This is a genomic window from Comamonas sp. C24C (genome assembly GCF_053345995.1).
The window spans coordinates 44,080-65,672 of record NZ_JBKFBC010000007.1; the positions used below are offsets into that span (position 1 = coordinate 44,080).

At 62.9% G+C, this 21,593-nt stretch carries 22 protein-coding genes and 1 tRNA gene; 11 read left to right on the forward strand and 12 right to left on the reverse strand.

Annotation, left to right across the window (positions count from 1 at the left end; genetic code table 11):
* Positions 1-3 precede the first annotated feature (3 nt).
* The 6 genes from iscA to ACLBXN_RS14080 all read left to right on the forward strand — a co-directional run bounded on the left by iscA (position 4) and on the right by ACLBXN_RS14080 (position 4,299).
* Positions 4-327, forward strand: coding sequence for an iron-sulfur cluster assembly protein IscA (iscA, locus tag ACLBXN_RS14055; protein ID WP_003054214.1), 324 nt, complete (start codon positions 4-6; stop codon positions 325-327).
* 149 nt (positions 328-476) lie between these two features.
* Positions 477-995 (forward strand): Fe-S protein assembly co-chaperone HscB, encoded by a 519-nt coding sequence (gene hscB, locus ACLBXN_RS14060; RefSeq protein WP_447612520.1) that lies wholly within the window; start codon positions 477-479, stop codon positions 993-995.
* Between the two features lie 94 nt (positions 996-1,089).
* Complete coding sequence (gene hscA / locus ACLBXN_RS14065) at positions 1,090-2,949, forward strand: Fe-S protein assembly chaperone HscA (RefSeq protein WP_447612521.1); 1,860 nt, start codon at positions 1,090-1,092, stop codon at positions 2,947-2,949.
* Between the two features lie 15 nt (positions 2,950-2,964).
* Positions 2,965-3,303 carry an ISC system 2Fe-2S type ferredoxin gene (gene fdx / locus ACLBXN_RS14070; protein ID WP_003054218.1) on the forward strand — a complete coding sequence of 113 codons (339 nt, stop codon included), beginning with the start codon at positions 2,965-2,967 and terminating at the stop codon, positions 3,301-3,303.
* 173 nt (positions 3,304-3,476) lie between these two features.
* Positions 3,477-4,208 carry a DNA polymerase III subunit epsilon gene (dnaQ, locus tag ACLBXN_RS14075; RefSeq protein WP_447612522.1) on the forward strand — a complete coding sequence of 244 codons (732 nt, stop codon included), beginning with the start codon at positions 3,477-3,479 and terminating at the stop codon, positions 4,206-4,208.
* A 16-nt stretch (positions 4,209-4,224) separates the two neighbouring features.
* A tRNA-Val gene (locus tag ACLBXN_RS14080) sits at positions 4,225-4,299 on the forward strand.
* 191 nt (positions 4,300-4,490) lie between these two features.
* On the opposite strand, the gene ACLBXN_RS14085 is transcribed toward ACLBXN_RS14080, so the two are convergent.
* From ACLBXN_RS14085 to ACLBXN_RS14115, 7 genes are read right to left on the reverse strand one after another with little or no spacing between them, the layout of a single operon-like run.
* On the reverse strand, positions 4,491-5,282 hold the full coding sequence (locus tag ACLBXN_RS14085) for an SDR family NAD(P)-dependent oxidoreductase (RefSeq protein ID WP_447612523.1): 792 nt from the start codon (positions 5,280-5,282) through the stop codon (positions 4,491-4,493).
* A 5-nt stretch (positions 5,283-5,287) separates the two neighbouring features.
* The gene (locus tag ACLBXN_RS14090) at positions 5,288-5,848 is read right to left on the reverse strand and encodes a DUF3833 domain-containing protein (protein WP_343677690.1); all 561 of its coding nucleotides are present in this window, start codon (positions 5,846-5,848) and stop codon (positions 5,288-5,290) included.
* Positions 5,845-7,131, reverse strand: coding sequence for an MFS transporter (locus ACLBXN_RS14095; RefSeq protein WP_447612524.1), 1,287 nt, complete (start codon positions 7,129-7,131; stop codon positions 5,845-5,847). Before ACLBXN_RS14095 ends, ACLBXN_RS14090 begins: the two co-directional genes overlap by 4 nt.
* Positions 7,132-7,149: 18 nt before the next feature.
* Positions 7,150-7,740, reverse strand: coding sequence for a hypothetical protein (locus ACLBXN_RS14100; protein WP_447612525.1), 591 nt, complete (start codon positions 7,738-7,740; stop codon positions 7,150-7,152).
* On the reverse strand, positions 7,737-9,011 hold the full coding sequence (locus ACLBXN_RS14105) for a class I SAM-dependent methyltransferase (RefSeq protein WP_447612526.1): 1,275 nt from the start codon (positions 9,009-9,011) through the stop codon (positions 7,737-7,739). The genes ACLBXN_RS14100 and ACLBXN_RS14105 overlap by 4 nt, the downstream gene beginning before the upstream one ends.
* Positions 9,008-9,760 (reverse strand): DUF1365 domain-containing protein, encoded by a 753-nt coding sequence (locus ACLBXN_RS14110; RefSeq protein WP_447612527.1) that lies wholly within the window; start codon positions 9,758-9,760, stop codon positions 9,008-9,010. The genes ACLBXN_RS14105 and ACLBXN_RS14110 overlap by 4 nt, the downstream gene beginning before the upstream one ends.
* On the reverse strand, positions 9,757-11,082 hold the full coding sequence (locus tag ACLBXN_RS14115; RefSeq protein WP_447612528.1) for an NAD(P)/FAD-dependent oxidoreductase: 1,326 nt from the start codon (positions 11,080-11,082) through the stop codon (positions 9,757-9,759). The genes ACLBXN_RS14110 and ACLBXN_RS14115 overlap by 4 nt, the downstream gene beginning before the upstream one ends.
* 140 nt (positions 11,083-11,222) lie before the next feature.
* Here ACLBXN_RS14115 and ACLBXN_RS14120 point away from each other — a divergent pair, with 140 nt between their 5' ends.
* Positions 11,223-11,861: a TetR/AcrR family transcriptional regulator gene (locus tag ACLBXN_RS14120; RefSeq protein ID WP_114863967.1), complete on the forward strand. Its 639-nt coding sequence runs from the start codon at positions 11,223-11,225 to the stop codon at positions 11,859-11,861.
* Positions 11,862-11,943: 82 nt separating this feature from the next.
* Here the strand turns inward: ACLBXN_RS14120 and ACLBXN_RS14125 are convergent, their stop codons facing one another.
* The 5 genes from ACLBXN_RS14125 to msrB all read right to left on the reverse strand — a co-directional run bounded on the left by ACLBXN_RS14125 (position 11,944) and on the right by msrB (position 16,299).
* Entirely contained in the window at positions 11,944-12,633 is a 690-nt protein-coding gene (locus ACLBXN_RS14125; RefSeq protein WP_447612529.1) for a glutathione S-transferase family protein, read from the reverse strand.
* The gene (locus tag ACLBXN_RS14130) at positions 12,611-13,105 is read right to left on the reverse strand and encodes a nuclear transport factor 2 family protein (protein WP_447612530.1); all 495 of its coding nucleotides are present in this window, start codon (positions 13,103-13,105) and stop codon (positions 12,611-12,613) included. Before ACLBXN_RS14130 ends, ACLBXN_RS14125 begins: the two co-directional genes overlap by 23 nt.
* Positions 13,106-13,200: 95 nt before the next feature.
* Positions 13,201-13,965 (reverse strand): peptide-methionine (S)-S-oxide reductase MsrA, encoded by a 765-nt coding sequence (gene msrA / locus ACLBXN_RS14135; RefSeq protein ID WP_447612531.1) that lies wholly within the window; start codon positions 13,963-13,965, stop codon positions 13,201-13,203.
* The gene (locus tag ACLBXN_RS14140; protein ID WP_447612532.1) at positions 13,962-15,794 is read right to left on the reverse strand and encodes a cytochrome c biogenesis protein DipZ; all 1,833 of its coding nucleotides are present in this window, start codon (positions 15,792-15,794) and stop codon (positions 13,962-13,964) included. The genes msrA and ACLBXN_RS14140 overlap by 4 nt, the downstream gene beginning before the upstream one ends.
* A gap of 13 nt (positions 15,795-15,807) precedes the next feature.
* The gene (msrB, locus tag ACLBXN_RS14145) at positions 15,808-16,299 is read right to left on the reverse strand and encodes a peptide-methionine (R)-S-oxide reductase MsrB (protein WP_447612533.1); all 492 of its coding nucleotides are present in this window, start codon (positions 16,297-16,299) and stop codon (positions 15,808-15,810) included.
* 173 nt (positions 16,300-16,472) lie between these two features.
* Here msrB and ACLBXN_RS14150 point away from each other — a divergent pair, with 173 nt between their 5' ends.
* The 4 genes from ACLBXN_RS14150 (at position 16,473) to ACLBXN_RS14165 (ending at position 21,586) form a co-directional block, all read left to right on the forward strand.
* Positions 16,473-17,189 (forward strand): response regulator transcription factor, encoded by a 717-nt coding sequence (locus ACLBXN_RS14150; protein ID WP_301445582.1) that lies wholly within the window; start codon positions 16,473-16,475, stop codon positions 17,187-17,189.
* A complete protein-coding gene (locus ACLBXN_RS14155; protein ID WP_447612534.1) occupies positions 17,186-18,655 on the forward strand; it encodes a sensor histidine kinase in 1,470 nt (489 codons plus the stop codon). The genes ACLBXN_RS14150 and ACLBXN_RS14155 overlap by 4 nt, the downstream gene beginning before the upstream one ends.
* A gap of 459 nt (positions 18,656-19,114) precedes the next feature.
* Complete coding sequence (locus ACLBXN_RS14160) at positions 19,115-19,813, forward strand: gluconate 2-dehydrogenase subunit 3 family protein (RefSeq protein ID WP_447612535.1); 699 nt, start codon at positions 19,115-19,117, stop codon at positions 19,811-19,813.
* A gap of 3 nt (positions 19,814-19,816) precedes the next feature.
* Complete coding sequence (locus ACLBXN_RS14165; protein ID WP_043003719.1) at positions 19,817-21,586, forward strand: GMC family oxidoreductase; 1,770 nt, start codon at positions 19,817-19,819, stop codon at positions 21,584-21,586.
* Positions 21,587-21,593: the final 7 nt, after the last annotated feature.

Genomic DNA, 21,593 nt, shown 5'->3' on the forward strand with positions numbered 1-21,593 from the left:
GCCATGGCCATCTCAATGACCGAGGCGGCTGCCCGTCATGTGAACCGCTATCTTTCACGTCGCGGCAAGGGGATTGGCGTGCGCCTCGGCGTGAAAACCACCGGCTGCTCCGGTCTGGCTTACAAGCTGGAGTATGTGGACGAGGTTCAGCCCGATGACGTGGTGTTCGAAGACCACGGCATCAAGGTGCTGATCGACCCCAAGAGCCTGGCCTATATCGACGGCACGGAACTGGATTTCGTGCGCGAGGGCCTGAACGAAGGCTTCAAGTTCCACAACCCCAACGAGCGTGATCGCTGCGGTTGTGGTGAGAGCTTCAGGATTTGATTTCCCCCCCTGAGTCGCTTCGCGCCTTCCCCCCAAGGGGACGACACCTTCGCTGCGAGGCGGCTCTTGCTCGGTGTCCCTGGCGTGTGTAGCGCCCAAGCGTAAGAACGGAACCGCCTCAGCTTTGCTGCAGGCGGTTTTTTAATGCCATGAATCTGCAATCTGACGACTTTGAATTGTTTGGCCTGCCGCGCAAGTTTGCGCAGGAGCGCAGCCAGATCGACGCACGCTGGAAAGAGCTGCAGCGCGAGGCGCATCCCGACCGTTTTGCGGCGCAGGGCGCGGCCGCGCAGCGTGTGGCCATGCAATGGTCGGTGCGCATCAACGAGGCCTATCAGCGCCTCAAGGACCCGCTCAAGCGTGCGGCCTATCTGTGTGAGCTGGCCGGCGCTCCGGTGCGGGCAGAAGACAACACGGCCATGCCCGCGGCATTCCTGATGCAGCAGATGGAGTGGCGCGAAGCGCTCGAGGATGCTGTCAGCGAGCAGGAGCTCGATGCTCTGGAGGCCGAGATGCTCGCCGCCAAGAAACAGATGCTTGCCGAATGCGGTCGTTTGCTGGACGAGGCTGGCGATGCCGCCGCTGCCGTGCAGCAGGTGAGAGCCCTCATGTTTGTTGCGCGATTTGCGCAAGATGTGGATCGCCGTCGCGATCAACTGGGACAATAAGACCCAGAGCAACGCTTTGTGCCCCTGGCGCATGGCGTATCCATCTTGAGCGGGCCAGCCACGCTGGCCTCTGACGTTTCAAAAGAAGAATTTCATGGCGCTTTTGCAGATCTCCGAGCCCGGCCAATCCCCCGATCCCCATCAGCGACGCATTGCCGTGGGCATAGACCTGGGCACCACGCATTCTCTGGTTGCTGCCGTACGCAACGGCGTGGCCGAATGCCTGCCTGACGATCAGGGGCGTGTGCTGCTGCCGTCGGTGGTGCGCTACATGGAAATGGGCCGCCGCCAGATCGGCTTCGATGCCAAGGCTGCTCAGGCGCAGGATGCCACCAACACCATCAGTTCGGCCAAGCGCTTCATGGGGCGCAGTCTGGCTGATATCGACTCACCCGAGAAGCTGCCTTATCGCTTCAAGGCCGAGGACGGTGGCGTTATCTCCATCGAGACTGCGGACGGCGCCAAGACGCCCGTGGAAATCAGCGCCGAAATCCTGGCGACCTTGCGCTTCCGCGCCGAAGACACGTTTGATGACGAGCTCTATGGTGCCGTCATCACCGTGCCCGCGTACTTTGACGATGCCCAGCGTCAGGCCACCAAGGATGCGGCCAAATTGGCCGGCATCAATCTGCTGCGCCTGATCAACGAGCCCACGGCGGCAGCCATTGCCTACGGTCTGGATAACGCAGCAGAAGGTGTCTACGCCGTCTACGATCTGGGTGGCGGCACTTTCGATATCTCGGTGCTGCGCCTTGCACATGGCGTGTTCGAAGTGATCGCCACCGGCGGCGACTCGGCACTGGGTGGCGACGACTACGATGACGCGCTGGCAGCCTGGGTGGCGGAAAAGACCGGCACGCAACTGGAGTCGGCAGCAGACAAGACCGCCTGGCGTATTGCCGCGCGCTATTGCAAGCAGGCCTTGACTGATTCTGAAACTGTAGCGTTTACCGCTGATATTTCCTCGGGTTCAGTATCATTTGATGTCAAACGTGAGGAATTCATTGGGCTGACTGCTCACTTAACCAGTAAGAGCCTTGCGGCCGTGCGCCGCGCGCTCAAGGATGCAGACCTGGGTCGTGACGAGGTGCAGGGCGTGGTCATGGTCGGCGGCTCCACCCGCATGCCCCAGATTCGCCAGGCCGTGGCCGACTTCTTCGGCAGCGAGCCGCTGACCAATCTCAACCCCGACGAAGTGGTGGCGCTGGGCGCTGCCATTCAGGCCAATCAACTGGCCGGCAACAATACCGCCGGCGATCTGCTGTTGCTGGACGTGATCCCGCTGTCGCTGGGCGTGGAAACCATGGGCGGCCTGTCCGAGCGCATCATCACGCGCAACGAGACCATTCCCACGGCCCGCGCACAGGACTTCACGACCTACAAGGATGGTCAGACCGCGTTGGCCATTCACGTGGTGCAGGGCGAGCGTGACCTGGTGGCAGACTGCCGCAGCCTTGCGCGTTTCGAGCTGCGCGGTATTCCGCCCATGGCTGCCGGTGCGGCGCGCATCCGCGTGACCTTCACGGTCGATGCGGACGGCCTGCTGTCCGTCAGTGCCAAGGAGCAACTCAGCGGCGTCGAAGCCCATATCAATGTCAAGCCTTCGTACGGTCTCTCCGACGACCAGATTGCGCAGATGCTGCAGGACGGCTTTGCCACGGCCCAGGAGGACATGAAGGCCCGCGCCCTGGTCGAGGCCCGCGTGGATGCCGATCGCATGCTGCTGGCCACGCAAAGCGCGCTGGATGTGGATGGCGATGTGCTCGGCGCCGAACAGCGCGACAGCATCGACGCCCTGATGGCCGCGCTACGCGTGGCGGTCGCCAGTGATGATCCTGCCGTCGTCGAAGGCGCGACGCAGGCCCTGGCCAAGGGAACGGAGTCGTTCGCAGCCGAACGCATGAATCGCAGCATCCAGCAGGCGCTGGCTGGCAAGAGTGTCAACACCATTTAATTCATAAACAGAACAATGCCCATCATCAAAATTCTTCCTCACGCCGAGTACTGCCCCAACGGAACGGAAATCGAAGCGCCTGTCGGCACCTCGATCTGCGAAGCCATGCTGGACAACGGCATCAATATCGAGCATGCCTGCGACATGAGCTGCGCCTGCACGACCTGCCATGTCATCGTCAAGGAGGGCTTCAACTCCCTGAACGAGGCGGAGGAAGAGGAAGAAGACCTGCTCGACAAGGCCTGGGGCCTGCAGCCTCAGTCGCGCCTGTCCTGCCAGGCCATTCTGGCGCGCGAGAATGTGACGGTGGAGATCCCCAAGTACTCCATCAATCACGCCAAGGAAAATCACTGAGCACCCCCTGAGGCGCTTTGCGCCTTCCCCTTCTCTCTACGCGCTTCGCGCTAGGGGAGGGGGACGACACCCTCGGTGCGCGGCGGCGCTTCCTCGGTGTCCTGGCTCTGGTGCGCGCTTGTTTTAGAAATTGTTGGGCGATGTGAGCGCCGCAGGTAATTGGGAGAAATTGAATGTCGCGTCAAATTGTTCTGGATACGGAAACCACGGGTCTGTCTCCCATTGACGGCGACCGCCTGATCGAGCTGGGCTGCGTGGAGCTGGTCAACCGCAAGCTCACCGGCAACAATCTGCACCTGTACTTCAATGCGGGTCGCGACAGCCACCCCGATGCCTTGCGCGTGCACGGAATCACCACGGAGTTCCTCAAGGACAAGCCGCGCTTCGAGGAGAAGATCGACGAGATCTGGGAGTATCTGCAAGGCGCAGAACTCATCATCCACAATGCGCCGTTCGACCTGGGCTTTCTGAACAACGAGCTCAAGCTGGCCAAGCGCCCGCCGCTAAAGCAATGCGTGGGCGGAGTCCTCGACACCCTGGTCATGGCCAAGGAGATGTACCCGGGCAAGCGCAACTCGCTGGACTCGCTGTGCGATCGCCTGGGGGTCGACAATTCCAACCGCACACTGCACGGCGCCTTGCTGGATGCGGAGTTGCTGGCGGATGTCTACATCAATCTGACGCGCGGGCAGGATGCCTTGCTCATGACCGAGGAGCCGGCAGATGCTCCGGCGGCCGGGACGATGGTCGTGGCCTCGGTGGACCTGAGCAGCTTGAAGCTGCCGGTGCTGCGCGCCAACGAGCAGGAGCAGTCGGCTCACGACGATGTGCTCAAGCAGATGGATAAATCCAGTGGTGGCAAGACCGCCTGGCGCAACTTTGAAAATGTGAGCGCCAATCCCTGATACAATAACGTTCATCGGGTGATTAGCTCAGCGGTAGAGCACTGCCTTCACACGGCAGGGGTCACATGTTCGATCCATGTATCACCCACCAGATATCAAACCCTCTTGAGTCATTGATTCAAGAGGGTTTTTTGTTTTGGGCTCTGGTCAGCAGTCTCATCTGTCGTTGCATTCCGAGCTGCTGCAAGCCTGTGGTGTTCGGCGTGCGCTTGAGGTCATGCTGGGCCTGGTATTCAGGCCGCTGGCCCGATGTGCTAGAGCATGGCTCGCAGGGCCGGGCATTCAGTTGCCTGTGACGCGGCGCACGGCCGAGAAATACCAGGCATCGGGCAGGCAGCGCAGCAGACGCATCCAGCGCGTGAAGCGGCGTGGAAAATTCATCTCGAAACGCCCCTGGGCCCAGCCTTGCAGCATATGCCGGGCGGCCTCGTCGGCATCGATCAGGGCCGGCATGCTGAAATGGTTCTGCGCCGTCAGCGGCGTATCGACAAAGCCGGGGTTGATGATGGACACACCCAGGCCCCGGTCGTGCAGGTCCAGATAGAGGTTTTCGGCCAGGTTGTTGAGTGCCGCCTTGGTCGGGCCGTAGGCCAGGGACATGGGCAGCCCGCGATAGCCGGCCACCGAGCCGACCAGTGCCAGATGACCTTGCCCCGCCGCAAGCAGCATCGGAAGTACGGCATCGAGCAAATGCAGGGCGCCGCCATAGTTCACGGCCAGGTGGCGCTGCATCTCGGACAGGTCGAACTCCGTGGCGCGCTGGGGCTTGTAGCGGCCTGCGCAATAGAGAATCAGGTCGGGAGCCTTGCCGCAATGAGCCTGCACCGTCCGGGCTGCTGCAGACAGGGCTGCGGCATCGGTCACGTCCAGCGGCAGGGCCAGACAGCCGTCGTGGCTGCGCACGAAATCCTGCAGCGCGTCGCCTTGGCGCGCAGAAACGATCACCCTGGCTCCCTGCCTGTGCAGCGCGTCGGCCGTGGCGCGACCTATGCCCGAGGAGGCTCCCAGAATCCAGGCCGAGCGACCCTGCCAGTCGCGCAGTGGCGGGTTCAGCCGTGCACAGAGCAGCGACATGATCTTCACTCCTTGACGATGGCAAGCGTTACATCGCCCAGATGCAGGCCCAGCTTGCTCATGGCGGTGCGGTTGAGCAGGGTGCGTCCGTCGATCAGGTACATCCAGTCATCCATGCTGACATTCCAGACTCTTCCATTTACGGGCAGGGCCAGCACATAGCTCCAGCGGATGGCATTGCCTGCGCTCTCGCCCTGGGCTTCACCGACCACGTCGTCGGCGCGACCGCTGTAGCGCCCATCGCCCAGATGGCGGATATGCCAGACGCGTTGCTGCGTGCTGCCGTCGCTATAGACAAAGTGCTCGTCCAGCGTGCCCTCGTCGCCCTGCCAGCTCCCTGTCATGCGCACGGTGAAGCGCTTGACCACCTTGCCTGAGCGGTCCGTGAACATGCCGTGCGCCGTCAGCGGCCCGTTGAAGTACTGGCGCAGGTCCAATTGCGGCTGCTCCTTGGCGTAGTCCTGCACCGAAGGCCCGGCGCAGCCCGCAAGGCTCAGCGCCAATGCTGCGCCCAGGCAGGCGCGCCGCAGCGGCGAAAACGAGGTGGAGCGGATGATGTGGCTCATATGTGCCTCCAGGAAGAATGCAGACGCTCGGCGCGCCAGAGCAAGGTCGCTGCTGCGAGCTTGAGCAGGCAGGGCAGGCCGCCATAGGCCCAGGCCAGCGCCTGCAGGCCTGCGGGCTCGCTGGCACCGCTGCGATAGCCGGCTGCCGACAGCAGGGGCAGGGCCAGGCCCGCCGCCAGGGCCAGGTTGAGCTTGGTGGCGCAGGTCCACCAGCCCAGGTAGCGGCCCTCGCTGCGGCCGCCTTCGCCGGATTCGTGAATCACCCCTGTGAGCAACGCACCTGGCAGGGCCAGATCCGCGCCCAGGGCCAGACCGCTTGCCAGGCAGATCACGGCAAAAGCTATGCCGTCGCCTTCGCCTAGCCAGGGCGTGAAGCCGAAGGCCAGCACGCTGGCCAGCATTCCGGCCCGCCAGCTGGGTGCCAGCCCCCAGCGTGCAACGGCTTTCACCCACAGTGGCAGGCCCAGGGCTGCAGCGCCGAAGAAGCAAAGCAGCAGCACCGGCAGCAGTTCCGAGGCCTGCAGCCGGTCCGCCACGAAGAAAGGCAGCAGGGTGGCGGGAATGGCGGCAGCCACCCCGTTGACCATGAAGATAGCCAGCAGCCGCCTGAAGCCTGCATTGGCCCATGGCGAGTTGGCAGGCCCGGTCACGGACTGCGACTGTTGTTGTGGAACCGGGGTCTTGAGCCGTAACAGGCCGGTCAGGCCCAGTGCCAGACCCAGGGCGAGAAAGCCTGTGGTCGCATCCAGTCCCAGCCAGGCCGGCAGCATGCTGGCCAGCAGCACGCCCGTCAGGCTGGCTCCTTCGCGCCAGGCCGTGACACGCGCACGCCAGGCGGGCTCACCGCCCCAGCGCGTACCCCATGCCTGGTGGAGGATGGCAAGCACACTATAGGCCAGTGTGCACACCAGCAGGCTGCAGGCAAGCCAGCCCAGCAGGCCCGTCGTATCCTGCGCATCGAAAGGCGGATGCCAGAGGGCACCGAAGCCCAGCACCATCAGCAGGCTGGCCAGGATCGCCGCACTGGCGGTCCAAACCACGCCTTGGAGCAGAAGGCAGTCGACCCAGCGGCCGACGGCCGGGTCGACGAGGGCGTCGAAGGCCCGTGTGGCCAGCAGCACGGCGCCCAGTCCCGCCAGCGGAGCGCCTGCCACGCTGGCGTAGTGGTAGGGCAGGTTCACATACAGCGGCAGGGAGGCGAAGGCCAGCGGTGCGGCCAGAGCGCCATAGGCCAGGCCTGTGCGCCAAGGCAGGAGGGGGGCGGTGGCCGTATGTGAAGCCATGAGATGCTCCGCTGGCGCTCAGCCCAGGCCGAGCAGTGAACTGCGCATGGCAGGGGCCGACGTCTGCGGCGACAGCCAGATGCCGAAGAACAGGCGTGCATACTCTGCGTCGCGCAGCTGCGCGGTCTGGCGGCCGTTGTGGAAGAAGCGCACTTCGCCGTGGCCGTCGTTCAGGCCCAGCAGCCTGTCCTGGGCCTGTACGTCTGGGAAGGCCTGTTTCATCAGCTCCAGCCATTGCCGGGCCTGCTCCTCGGTGAAGCTGCCCACCCTGCGCATTTCAGCGATGGAGCGCTCGGCAATGGCCATACCTTCGAGTTTGCGGTCATAAACCAGCTCCAGTGCAAACGGATGTCGGGCGTAGTCTTCGGCTGGGAAACCGGGGCCGGCCCACAGCCTTGCCTCGTAGACACGCAGACCGAAAAAGCGCAGCACGCCTTTGCCGATCAGGCGACCGGCAGGCAGGGTGCTGCGCAGTTCGATGGGGAGATCTGCTGTCGGGGTGATGGCGTGGGTCAGGTTGGACATGGCGGTCAGTGAAGGGGCAAGAGCGCAGGCAGCGCCCCAGGCCAGGGCCTGGCGGCGGTGCGCGCGGGGTTGAGGGGCAGTCATGGCAGAGGCCTGCGCAGGGTGAACTGGACGACATCGGTGTTGCCGGTGTCGAAGGCCGCTTCGCAATAGGCAAGGTAGAAGCGCCAGATGCGCACAAAGCGCTCGTCAAAGCCCTGGGAGCGCACGGCGTCGAGCTGGTGCTCGAAGGACTGGCGCCAGCGGCGCAGCGTTTCTGCATAGTCGCGGCCGAAGGCCAGGTGATGTTCGACCACCAGGCCTGCACGCCGTGCTTCCTGCTCGAAGGCGGAAATGCTGGGCAGCAGCCCGCCCGGGAAGATGTACTGCTGTATGAAGTCGGTGGAGCGAAGATAGCGCGCGAACAGGTCTTCGCGCAGCGTGATGGTCTGTATGCATGCCAGGCCTCCGGGCTTGAGACAGTCGCGCAGTGCCTGGAAATAGCCGCGCCAGTATTCGCGGCCCACGGCCTCGAACATCTCGATGGATACGATGGCATCGAAGGGCTGGCGGGCATGCAGGGCAGGCAGGTCGCGGTAGTCCTGGTAGCGCAGCTCCACGGCGTCGCCCAGGCCGGACTGCTGCATGCGGCGCTGTCCCCAGGTCAACTGCTCGCGCGACAGCGTCACGCCCGTGACCCGGGCACCGAATTCGCGGGCCGCAGTCTCTGCCAGGCCACCCCAGCCGCAGCCGATCTCCAGCAGGCGTTGGCCGGGCTGCAGCCGCACCTCGTCCAGCGTGCGTCTGAGCTTGGCCTGCTGGGCCGCCTGCAGGTCGGCTTGTTGCAGCGATTCGCCCGTGCGCCCCTCGAACCAGGCTGCGCTATAGCTCATGCCGGGGTCCAACCACAGCTGGTAGAAGTCATTGCCCAGGTCGTAATGGGCATGGATGTTTCTGGCGCTGCCGGCCCGCGTATTGCGTTGCAGAAGGTGACGCAGGCGGTAGCCCAACCGGCCCCACCAGCTGCCATAGATCAGGCTTTGCACGTGGTCGCGGTTGGCCATGCATAGCCGCAGGAGGGCAGCCAGGTCGGGACTGTCCCATTCACCGGCGATATAGCCTTCGGCCAGGCCGATGTCGCCCGATTTCAGGGGGCGTTCCAGCGCCTGCCAGTCGCGTAGCACGCAATGTGCGTCGGCGATGCTGGATGCAGAGCGCATCTGAGGCAGGTGCAGCAGGCGACCGTCGGGCTGCTCCAGGTCCAGCTGCCCGCGGGGCAGACATTCGAGCAAGTTCAGCACGCGGCGTGCCCGCGCAGGCGTGCGGCGCGGTGCGGCGGCGGCGGGGCTCAGCAAGGGGGCGGCGGTGGTGTTCATCGTGTGACGAAGCGCTCGGGCTCGGTGGGTTTGCCATGGAAAGGCAGGCGCTTGGCCCAGAGGCGCAGCGCTTGCCAGTGGATGCGGGCTATGACGCCCAGCGTCATCAAAGGAGTGCCGAAGAAGGCGCGGCGCACGGCGGTCGCATCCAGCGGATGCAGCGTGCCGCCCACGCTGGTCTGCAGCAGAGGGCCGTCTTCGTCATGCAGGTCCACGCGCGCCAGGGTTCGTCGCTCGCTGCGCTCGAAGCGGAAGCGGTACTCGCCCCGCACTTCGCAGAACGGCGAGACATGGAACTGCTTGCGTGCCATCTGCTCGCGGCCCCAGGCCAGCTCAGGACCGGCCAGCAGATAGGCATGGCGCTCGCCAAAGGTGTTGTTGACTTCTGCGAGCACGGCGGCCAGCGAGCCATCGCCGCGGTGGGCATACCAGAAGCTCACGGGCTTGAAGACATAACCCAGCACGCGCGGGAAGGTGTGCAGCCAGACTTCGCCATCGGCATCGTCAATGCCTTCGCTGTGCAGCAGTTGCTCGAACCAGTCCAGGGCATCCGCTCCACCCTCGCCGTGGTCGCTGTCGTGAAAGCTGACCCAGCCGCGGCGGTTGCGCCGCAGCGCGGTATCGGGCTGCATGCGCAAGCTGCGCATTGGCAGCATGAGGAAGTAGCCCGAATATCGGAAGGCATGCTCGACGGGCCGCAGACGGCGATGCCAGACATGGCCGAAGCCGATGAGGGGCCGGGCGTTCATGCTGCCCCCCTGATGCCAGGACTGACGGGCAGCTTGGGCAAGACGTCCAGCAGGCCATTGGCCGCATCGAGCCCTGAACGCAGGCCATCCTCGTGAAAGCCGTAGCCACACCATGCTCCGCAGAACCAGGTCCGGCGCTGGCCTTGCAGAGCCGCGACCTGGCTCTGGGCCTCTATGGCCGCCAGGTCGAAGACCGGATGGCTGTATGCAATGCGCGCGTGAACCTTGCTCTCGTCGATGGGACGCACCGGATTCAAGGAGACCATCACGGGCTGCTGCCACGGCAGAGGCTGCAGGCGGTTGATCAGATAGTGCAGGCAGACGCCTGTCCGGTTGCGCCCTGCATCGGCCGCGCGTTCGTAGTTCCAGGCCGCCCAGGCTGCCTCGCGGCTGGGCAGCACGCTGGCATCGGTGTGCAGCACGGCCTGATTGGGCTGGTAGCGTATGGCACCCAGCACGCTGCGCTCCTGCGGCGTGGCGTCTAGACCCAGCAGGCGCAGGGCCTGATCGCTATGGCAGGCCAGTACCACGGCATCGAAGTGCTCCGTGCCATGCGCCATCTGCAGCAACACGCCATGTTCCACGCGGCGCAGGCCCAGCACGGGCGCGTTCAGACGGGCTTCGTGCTGCAGCGCGGCCAGCATGCGCCGCACATACTGGCGCGAGCCGCCCCGCACGGTGTACCACTGGGGTCGGTCGGAGACTTGGATCAGGCCATGGTTGTGACAAAAGCGGATCAGCGTGGCCACAGGAAAGCGCAGCATCTGATCCGTCGGGCAGGACCAGATGCAACCCATCATGGGCAGCAGGTAGTCCTGCCGGAAGGCGGTGCCGAAGCCGTGCTCATCCAGAAAAGCTTCGATGGAGCTGCGCAGGCCGGCCTCGTCGCCTTCCCGGGCGATACGTGTGGCCAGACGATTGAAGCGCAGGATCTCGGCCAGCATCTTCAGAAAACGGGGGCGCAGCAGATTGCTGCGCTGCGCAAAGACTGCTCCCAGTGAGCTGCCGCTCCACTCGAGGCCGGCACGCCCGTCGGCCAGGGGAACCTGTACCGAAAACGACATCTCTGCGGCCGCCGTAGGCACTTGCAGCTCTTCGAACAGCTGCGTCAAAAGCGGATAGGTGCGGTGGTTGAAGACCAGGAAGCCCGTGTCCACACCCTGGCTCACGCCATTCAGCGTCATATCGACAGTGTTGGCATGCCCGCCGAAATGGTGGCCCGCTTCCAGCAATGTCACGCGATGCTGACCTGGCGCACCTGCCAGACGCCGGGCAGCGGCCAGACCCGCAACCCCAGACCCTATGACTGCAATGCGATGCATGGGAATGCCTTTCCTGGTTTATCAGTCCGTTTGCACCAGAAAGGTTAAATCGTGAACTGATGAGTTCAAACTATAAACCAAACATTTCCACTTTGCACTATCTAGTATGGGGTATGGCCTATCAGGTCTAAAATAAGCCCATGACAAGCCGCTCTTCCATCAAACAGCAGATACAGCGCGTGCGTGAGCAGGCCATCGTGGTGGCCGTCAACCGGCTGCTGGCCACCAAGGGCTATGACGCCATGACGGTGGACGAGGTCGCTGCCGAAGCCGGAATGGCCAAGGCCAGCCTCTACAAGCTGTTCACCTCCAAGGAGGAACTGGCGGGAGCCGCCATGGTCGGCGTGCTGGACCGTGCCCTGGCCTTCGTGGACGGCCTGCGCGACGAAGCAAGCCAGGCGGCCGAGGCAGGTGCTCCCATGCGCCCGCTGGATCAGCTCAAGGCCGTGACGCGCTGGGCCATGCAGACGCAGCTGGAGGGCGAAATGCCTTCGCTGCCGGCGCAGAACTCGAATCTCAGCGCGTCTTTGCAATCCAACGATGCTTATATGGACCGGCTGATTGCCCTGAGCAACCGGCTCAGCATCTGGATCACCGAAGCCCAGACCAGCGGCCAGTTGCATGCCGCGCTGCCCCCCGAGCTGGTGCTGTATACGCTGTTTGCACGCGCCTGCGATCCCGTCGTGGCCCTGCTCAAGGAGTCGGGGCAGTACACGCATGCGCAGATCATCGACTGGGTGACGAGCACCACGTTTGACGGGCTTGCAGTGGCGCGCTGAGAAGTCGGGACCCGCAGATGCGCCGGCGCCTGGCGCTATCCTGACAAGGGTTCGATCCGGTTTGTGGAAGTCTGCCGCAGTCTCAGGATTGCATGATGACCGGCCCGCCCTTGCTCAAGGCTCGCTGGTATGCAGCACGCTCGTGCATGCGCTGGCGATAGGCGATCAGATGAGGCCAGGCGTTCTCGTTTTCGCTGCGCACCAGAGCCGCTTCAACGGCAAAGCTCATCTGGAAGTCGGCCATGCTCAGATGCTCGCCGGCAAACCAGCGATGTTCTGCCAAATGCGCTTCCATAAAGGCCAATGCAGTCTGCACATTGGGCGCAACGAGTCTTTGCTGCACCCGCTTGCACAGGGCGCGCGCGATGGGACGCACGAAAAATGGCATGGGCTGGCGCGGGATGGTGTCGAAAACCAGTTTCATCACGAGCCAGTTCATCAGCGAACCCTCGGCATAGTGCATCCAGAAGCGGCACTCACGGTGTTCTTGGGTGCCGCGCAGGGGCTCAAGGTGCGAAAGCTCCGAAGGCGCCTGATGAGCGTAGCGCTCAACCAGATACTCGATGATCGCGCCTGATTCTGCGACAACAATGTCCGAATCGGTGATCACCGGCGATTTGCCCAGAGGATGCACGCGCTTGAGCTCCGGTGGCGCCAGGCGGGTGCCGGGATCGCGCTGGTAGCGACGCAGTTCGTAAGGAACACCGAGCTCCTCAAGCAGCCAGAGTATGCGCTGCGAGCGCGAAGTTTCAAGGTGATGAACGATGAGCATGGGGCGTTTTCCTGGAAGCGGAACCTGCGTTGCGCAGCCAGCGCATCAGGATTCCAAGCAAAGGCAGTTTCTCGTAAAGTTCTTCAGCTGCATCCCAGTAATCGCGATGCTGGCAGACAAGACCTTGTGCATCAAAGCGCAGCAGGCTGGCACCTCGAATGCATTGCTCGGAACCGGGCCGCCAGCGTCGCAAGCGAAAGCGAAATTCCCAGGCCAGAAAGGCCTGACTGTCCTGTACCAGCCGCTCGGTGATGACAAAGCGCGGCTCTTGCAGCGTGTCGAACATATGGGCGAAGATGCCGGCGATTGCATTCACGCCGCGCACTTCATTGAACGGATCCTTGAAGTGCGCATCGCTCGCGTAATAGCTGTCGAGTCGCTGCAGATGGCCAGGGGTCAGTTGTTCGTACAGCTGGACAAGCCGCTCCACTGCGGCACCCGTAGAGGTTGAGGTAGAGGGGCTTTGCTGCATGCATCAAATTGTAGGCAAACTGCTCCGCATCCCCGTGGCGGCTGCGCCACGGCGGTCCTTCAGACCAGTCATGTCAGGCTTCCCGTGTCGGACTGCTACGGGTGCGTTTTCTTGGTCAGCACCGGTTCGCTCCGGTAGCGGTCTGGGAAGAGGCGCTTGAGGTTGTTCACCTTGGGCAGATCATTGAAGACGATATAGGGGTGACGCGGGTTTTCGGTCATGAAATCCTGGTGGTAGAGCTCGGCCGGATAGAAGCTCGGCCGGTCCTCGAGGCGGGTGACGATGGGTTTCGGATACAGGTGTGCCGCGTCAAGCTGCGCGACATAGGCCTGTGCTGTCTTGAGCTGGGCGGGGCTGGTCGCGAAAATGGCCGAACGGTATTGCGTGCCGGTGTCCGGGCCTTGCCGGTTGAGCTGGGTGGGATCATGAACCACAGAGAAAAATATCTGCAGCAGTTGTCCATAGCTCACCAGGGACGGATCGAAGGTAACTTCTACCGATTCGGCATGTCCGGTATTGCCGCGACTGACCAGCTCATAGGAGGCGGAGGCTGCAGTGCCTCCGCTATAGCCCGAGACGGCGCGCTGCACGCCTTTGACATGCTGGAATACGCCCTGTACGCCCCAGAAGCAGCCGCCGGCAAAGATGGCGCGCTGCGGCGCGGGCCCGGTGGCCGGCATGTCCATGGCAGGGGGCGGGATGCGGACTGCCTCCTCGGCCGAGAAGGCCGTTGATTGCCACAGCAGTCCGCTGCCCAGCAAAACGATGCCGCCAGTCAAAGTCTGGAGCAGGCCGCGCCTATGCATGCCGCGCCGATTCGAGGTGGCCGAGGAGGTGAGGTTGGTTTTCATGGGGCTCATCCGAAAGTGAAGGCGTAGGCAGAAACGCCGCTGTCAAGAAATTCGATGCTGAAGGTCCGCTCGGCAACGGCACCGGACTGGCGCACCAGCTGATAGAGACGTTGCCCGGTGACGGTGCCGCTGCCGTCGGCTGCCACGTCCACGCCGTGGGCATCGCCGGGTGGCTTGCCGTCCACCCTGACCTTGAAGCGCACCGGTTTGCCATCGGGTCCGGGGCTCAGCACCAGGTGCAGATCACGCGCCTTGAACCGGTAGACGATGCGCCCCGAAGGACCGGCCAGCGATGCGCTTTCCGGCCCCACCATCCATTGACCGCCCAGACCCCAGGCGTTCAGGCGGGTCTCATGCGGCTCCAGATACGTGGTCGTCTTGTCGTGCACGGCTTTGGGAGTGGAGGCGAAGTTCTCGGCGCGCTCGTAGCCCAGATAGGTTTCGGGCGAGGCGACCTCATCCATGCTGGCGGCCAGTTGCACGCCCCCTGCATCCACCTGCGTCAGGCCCATGGCCGAACGGGTGCTGCCCGCTTCTTTGAGAAGCTGCTGTATCACCCGTTCAGACTCTGCATAGCCGCCTTCGCCGAAGTGATGATGGCGTATGCGTCCCGTGGCATCGATGAAGTAATGAGCAGGCCAGTACTGGTTGCGGAAGGCGCGCCAGATCGCATACTGGTTGTCCACGGCCACCGGATAGCTGATGCCCAGATCTTTCATGGCCTTGCTCACGTTGCCGATGTCGCGTTCAAAGGCGAACTCGGGTGCGTGCACGCCGATCACGACCAGACCCTGGTCGCGGTATTTTTCGGCCCAGGCCTTCACATAGGGGAGAGTGCGCAGGCAGTTGATGCAGGAGTAGGTCCAGAAATCCACCAACACCACCTTGCCTCTCAGGTCCTGCTCACCCAGTGGCTTGGAGTTGAGCCATTGGGTTGCACCGTCCAGGGGCGGCGCGATGCCCTCATCGGGCAGAGCCTGGGCTGTGCTGGACGGCCCGCTCATGCGCATTGCAGCTCCCGCGGCCATCATGGCAGCCCCGTCAGCAGGTGCAAGGGATGGTGCTTGCATCATCATGCCCGGGTTGCCACGCATGGCCAGCTGGTCGTCGCTCTGCGGCTGGTTCAGGTGCTCGACCAGTTTTTGCTCCAGGCTGCCGGTGGACGCCGTTGACAGTCGGGCCAGCACGCCGGTGTCGATTCCCAGTGCAATGGCTGCAACGCCGGCGAGCATGGCTGCCCCGAGGCCGCGTCGCACCCATTCACCGGCACCCAGCGAACGCTTGAGCGCGGCAAATACCCGGCCACCCAGCAGCAAAGCCGCAGCCATGGAGGTCGCTGCTCCGGCGGCATAGGCCAGCAGCAGCAAGCTTGAGGTCGTGTTGGCACCCTGCAGGGCGGCGCCGGTCAGTATCAGTCCCAGAATGGGCCCGGCGCATGGAGCCCACAGCAGCCCCGTCGCGACTCCCAGCAACACGGAGGAGGCCATCTTTGGCGTACCGTCTTGCTGTACCGACTCGGACAGGCGCGATCCGGCAGTCACCAATGGACGGGTCAGCCGCTCCGACAGATGCGGCAGCAACAGGGTCAGCCCGAAAACGGCCACCAGCGCCAGAGCCAGCCAGCGGCCATATTGATTGGCAGCCACCACCCAGCCGCCGCCTACCGCTGCGAGAGAGGCAACGACCGCAAAGGTCAGCGCCATGCCTGCCAGCAATGGCAGGCCGTTGCGCACAAAGGGCTGATTCGCGCGAGAGAACACGAAAGGCAGCACGGGCAGGATGCAGGGGCTGACGATGGTCAGCACGCCGCCCAGATAGGCAAGGACGATCAGCAACATGGCCTGTTTCTCCTCAAGCGGGCTTGGGCGCGAAAGTCAGTGCAAGACCGTTCATGCAGTAGCGCAGACCTGTCGGAGGCGGCCCGTCCTCGAAGACATGGCCGAGGTGACCGCCGCAGCGCCGGCAGTGAGCCTCGATGCGCACCATGCCGTAGCTTCGATCCTTGCGGGCGGCGACGGCATTGTCCAGTGGCTTCCAGAAGCTCGGCCAGCCGGTGCCGCTTTCGAACTTGGTAGTGGAGGCAAACAAGGGCAATGAGCAACCGGCGCAGGAAAAGGTGCCCGGACGATGCTCCTTGTTGAGCGGACTGCTGCCCGGAGACTCTGTGGCCTCCTGACGAAGCACGGCATATTGCTGGGGGCTGAGCCGGGCGCGCCACTGGGCGTCGGTGTAGCTGATTTCGAAGGGCTCGGTCGCCGCAGTGGCTCGGCGGTGGAACGTTGCGGCGCAGAGCGCAGCGGCGGAGGCTGCGGTGCCCAGCAGCATGTGGCGTCGGGTGGTCATGGCATCGGCTTTCAGGGTTCGATGGCATCGAGCTTAGGAAGTGCGGGTCCCGAAGTCCTCACGCAAAGTTAAAAAAAACGTGATAACTCCCCGCGAGCAGTTTGAGCACAATGTGAAATCAGGCGGTACTGCGCCGCCGTGCTGCACCAACTGCCCCGGAGACCTGAATACCCATGACCATTGCCCGTCGCATTCTGCTGGTCGAGGACGACGCCCATATCGCCGATCTGCTTTCGCTTCACCTTCGGGACGAGGGGTTGGAGGTCGTGCATTGCGCCCGTGGTGACGACGGGCTGGCGCATCTGGAGCGTGGCGGCTGGGATGCGCTGGTACTGGATCTGATGCTGCCTGGGGTGGACGGCCTGGAGATCTGCAGACGTGCACGCGCCATGACGCGCTACACGCCGATCATCATCATCAGTGCCCGCTCCAGCGAGGTGCATCGCATTCTGGGACTGGAGATCGGCGCTGACGACTATCTGGCCAAGCCGTTTTCGGTACTGGAACTGGTGGCCAGGGTGAAGGCCCTGCTGCGCCGGGTCGACGCGCTGGCTCAGAGCGCGCGCCTGGAGTCGGGCAGTCTGTCGGTCAACGGGCTGGTCATGGACCCGGTCGCCAGGGATGCCAGCCTGAACGGACGCCATCTCGACCTCACACCCCGGGAATTCGATCTTCTGTATTTCTTTGCCCGCCAGTCGGGCAAGGTGTTTTCGCGCATGGACCTGCTCAACGCGGTCTGGGGCTATCAGCACGAGGGCTACGAGCACACCGTCAACACCCATATCAACCGGCTGCGCGCCAAGGTGGAGCTCAACCCTGCGCAGCCCACGCGAATCCTCACGGTCTGGGGACGCGGCTACAAGTTTGCCGAAGCCGGGGAGCGCGAATGAATCTGACCCTGACTCAGCGGCTGGCGATCGTGTTCGCCCTTCTGCTGCTGGTCTGCAGCGGCACTTCCGCCTGGCTGCAGCTTCGCTCCAACCGCATGCATGAACTGGAGGTGGTGCAGGCCTTGTCCCGCGACGTTGCCGAGAGCATTGCCCGCGACGCCCAGTTGACGGATGCGAACGGCTTGATGCCGAACGCGGTGCGCAATCTGTTCAACCAGCTGATGATGGTGAACCCGAGTGTCGAGGTCTATCTGCTGGAGCCTGATGGGCGCATTGCCGGTCATGCGGCTCCCGAAGGGCGTTTGCGCCGCGACCGGGTCGATCTGGAGCCGGTCCATCGATTTATCGATGGTCATATGCTGCCCATCCTGGGTGACGATCCGCGCAGCCGCGATGGCCGCAAGGTCTTCAGTGCGGCTCCCCTGAGCGTGAACGGGAGGGAGGTCGGCTTCATCTATGTGGTGCTGCTGGGCGAGGCCCATGATCTGCTTGCCGCCAGAGGTTCCGCAGATGCGGTGCTGAAGACTGCATTGCTGTCGATCGGCATGGTGGGGCTGCTATGCCTAGCCGCCGGGCTTGTCGCCTTCACCTTGATCACACGCCCCTTGCGGCGCCTGACCGAGTCGGTGCGGCAGTTCGATATGCATGGCGTTCCGCCTGAGATGCCGGCGCGTGCTTCGGAGGCGGCAGATAACAGCCGTGACGAGATCGCCGTGCTGGACTCGGCCTACAGGCAGATGGTGCTGCGCATCAGCGAGCAATGGCAGGCGCTGAGGCGACAGGATCAGGAGCGCCGGGAGTTGATCGCGAATGTATCCCATGATCTGCGCACGCCGCTGTCGTCCTTGCATGGGTATCTGGAGACCCTGCTGCTCAAGGATGCAAGCCTGGAGCCCGCAGAGCGCAGGCGCTATCTGGGCATTGCACTCGACCAAAGCCAGAGGGTGGGTGCGCTGTCCCAAAGTCTGTTCGAGCTGGCGAGGCTGGAGTATGGCTTTGTGCAGCCCGAGCCAGAGTCGTTCTCGCTGCGGGACCTGGTGCAGGATGTGTTTCAGAAGTTCGAGCTTGCTGCGGAGTCGCGCCATATCGCCCTGCAGGCGGATCTGGCCCCGCAGTTGCCAGCAGTTCGTGCAGATCTGGGAATGATGGAGCGAGTCTTGAGCAACCTGCTCGACAACGCCTTGCGCTATACCCCCGAAGGCGGGTCGATCAGCATAGGCATCAGAAGCGTGGGCCCGGAGCTGGAGCTGACGGTCAGCGACACCGGCCCTGGCATTCCGCCAGAGCTGCGCGAAGGCCTGTTCAGGCGTCCATTCACGGTCGGTGGCGCCCGCCGCGACGGGGGACTTGGCTTGAGAATCGTGCACCAGATGCTGGAGCTGCACGGGGTCGGCATCCATCTGGTCGAGGGTGACGGAGGGGGCGCTGCGTTCCGGTTTTCCCTGCCACGGGCTCCGGAGGCCTGATGTAAAGCAGGGCTGCAAGCTGGCACTTCACAGGTCATGGAGCCCGGCTCACAGGAGGGTTCGGGGCCACTACCAGTCATCGGTATCGCCATGAGTCCGGCCCTGCGGCAGGCGGCGTTTTGCTACGTGGCAGTCGCCTGCAGATTGATGGCAGTCTTATGTCTTATATCTAAGTGAAAACCCCAGTTGTTCGCTCCAATAAAAGACCATTGCCTACTAGCAGTCAAGGCAGTCGTCTGACACAAATAGTTGCCAGCGCAACTATTATTAAATTGTTAAGGCGGTTTGGGCCGGCTTGAAAAATGCTTTGGCTCTGTGTACGAGTGCCCGCTTTGCGGGCATTTTCTTTGGGGCGTGCAGCTTTCGGTCGGAACCACCGCTGATTCAAAAAACTTGAACACTTGCCCAACGCACAACTGGCTGTGTATGAGCGGGTTCACACGATGTAGGAATCGCAAAATGTCCAACTTTTCCCCACCCAGCCGCAGATCCTTTCTGTTCGCCTCCGGTGCTGGCGTCGCACTGGCCGGAACGGCCGTGACCATGCACGCCAACTCCAAGGAGCCAGCGCTCAAACTGGATGCATACAAGCCCGAGTATTTCAATGCGGATGAGTGGGCTTTCGTTCTGGCAGCGACAGCGCGCCTGATCCCGTCCGAAGGCGACGGTCCCGGAGCGATAGAAGCCCATGTGCCGGTGTTCATCGACCGTCAACTCAAGAGCTACTACGGCACTGCGGATATCTGGTACATGGAGGGGCCGCACGATCCCACGGCCAAGCCCGATCGCGGCTGGCAAACGCCTTTGACGCCTGCACAGCTCTATCGCAAGGCGATTCCTGCCTTCAACGTCGAGTGCAAGACACGCTACGGCAAGGAGTTCAAGGACCTGTCACATGAGCAGCAGGATGAAGCGCTGACGGCTTTGCAAAAAGGCGAGATCAAGCTGGACCCCGAACTGAGCATCTTCTTCACCACCTTGCTGGCCAATACCAAGGAAGGCTATTTCGCCGACCCCATGCATGGCGGCAACCACGGTATGCAGTCCTGGAAATACATCGGCTTCCCTGGCGCTCGTGCCAGCTATGCCGAATGGGTCGACCAACACAACAAGAAGTACCCGCTGGGTCCGGTTTCCATCAAGGGCGAAAGGGCATAAACCATGGCACGCATTGAAAAAAAGAAAGACGTGGTCATCGTGGGCCTGGGCTGGACCGGCTCCATCGCCGGCATGGAACTGGCGGCCGAAGGCCTGGAAATCGTGGCGCTGGAGCGTGGTGGCGACCAGAACACGGTGCCCGAGTTCAAGTACCCCAACCAGATCGATGAGTTGACCTGGGGCGTGCGCCTGAAAAACATGCAGCATCCGCGCCAGCAGACAGTGACCATCCGTCGCAATGACGGCGAAATCGCGCTGCCATACCGTGCGATGGGTTCGTTCCTGCCTGCCAACGGCGTTGGTGGCGCGGGCACCCACTGGAACGGGCTGCTGTGGCGCCCGCAAGCTGAAGAAATTCAACTGCGCAGCTATGTGAAGCAGCACTGGGGTGAGTCCATCATTCCTGAAGGCATGAATCTGATGGACTACCCCGTCACTTACGACGAGCTGGAGCCGTTCTTCACGCAGTTTGACGAAGTGGCAGGTATCTCCGGCAAGGCTGGCAATCTCAACGGCAAGATTCAGCCCGGCGGCAATCCTTTCGAAGGCTGGCGTTCCAAGGACTACCCCATGCCCCCGCTGCCTGCGACCTACGACGCAACCTTGTTCGAGGCGACGGCCAAGCAAATGGGCTATCACACCTTCCCGGCGCCCGCAGGTATTGCCTCCACCGCCTATGTGAACCCCTATGGCATGCAGATGGGGCCTTGCAATTTCTGTGGTTTCTGCGAGCGCTACGGCTGCTATCAATATTCCAAGTCGTCGCCCCAGACGGCCGTTCTGGACGCGCTCAAGCGCAAAAAGAATTTCAGCTACCGCACGCATTGCGAAGTGCTGCGCGTGGAAAGCTCGGAAGACGGCAAGACCGCCACCGGCGTGACCTACTTCGACTCCAACACCAACGAAGAAGTGTTCCAGCCAGCGGATCTGGTGATCCTGTCTTCCTTCCAGCTCAACAACGTGCACCTGCTGCTGGTTTCCGGCATCGGCAAGCCCTACGACCCCAAGACCAACGAAGGGGTGACCGGCAAGAACTACGCCTATCAGATGAACGGTGGCGTGACGATGTTCTACAAGGAGGCGAACTTCAACCCCTTCATCGGTCACGGCTCCAACGGGATCTGTATCGATGACTTCAGCGTCAACCAGAACGACTTTGGCAAGCTGGGCTTCATCGGCGGTGCTTACTGGCGTTCGGGGACCTTCAATGGCCAGCCCATCCGCTCCATGCCGCTGCCCAAGGGTACGCCGGGCTGGGGTGCCGGTTGGAAGAAGGGTATCGGCGAGTGGTATGGCCACTCCATGTCCATCGGCACGCACGGTTCGCACATGTCCTACCGCGCCAATCACCTGGATCTGGACCCCACTTACAAGGATCCACACGGCCGTCCGCTGATGCGCATGACCTTCAACTGGCAGGACAACGACCTGAAGATGAACCAGTACCAGAAGCTCAAGGCGGCAGAAGTTGGCAACAACATGAAGCCTGATCAGATCCAGCTGGGTTTCAAGGACATCGGTGCGCAGTTCGACGTGCGTCCCTACCAGACCACACACACCACTGGCGGTCACATCATGTCCGACAAGCCCACGGAAGGCGTGGTGAATCGCTACTGCCAGGCCTGGGACAAGCACAACGTGTTCGTCTTCGGCGCCGGCAACTTCGTGCAGAACACCCAGTACAACCCCACCGGCATGGTCGGCGGTCTGGCCTACTGGACGCTGCATGCGATTCGCACCATGTATCTGAAAAACCCACGTCCGCTGGTCTGAGGAGAGC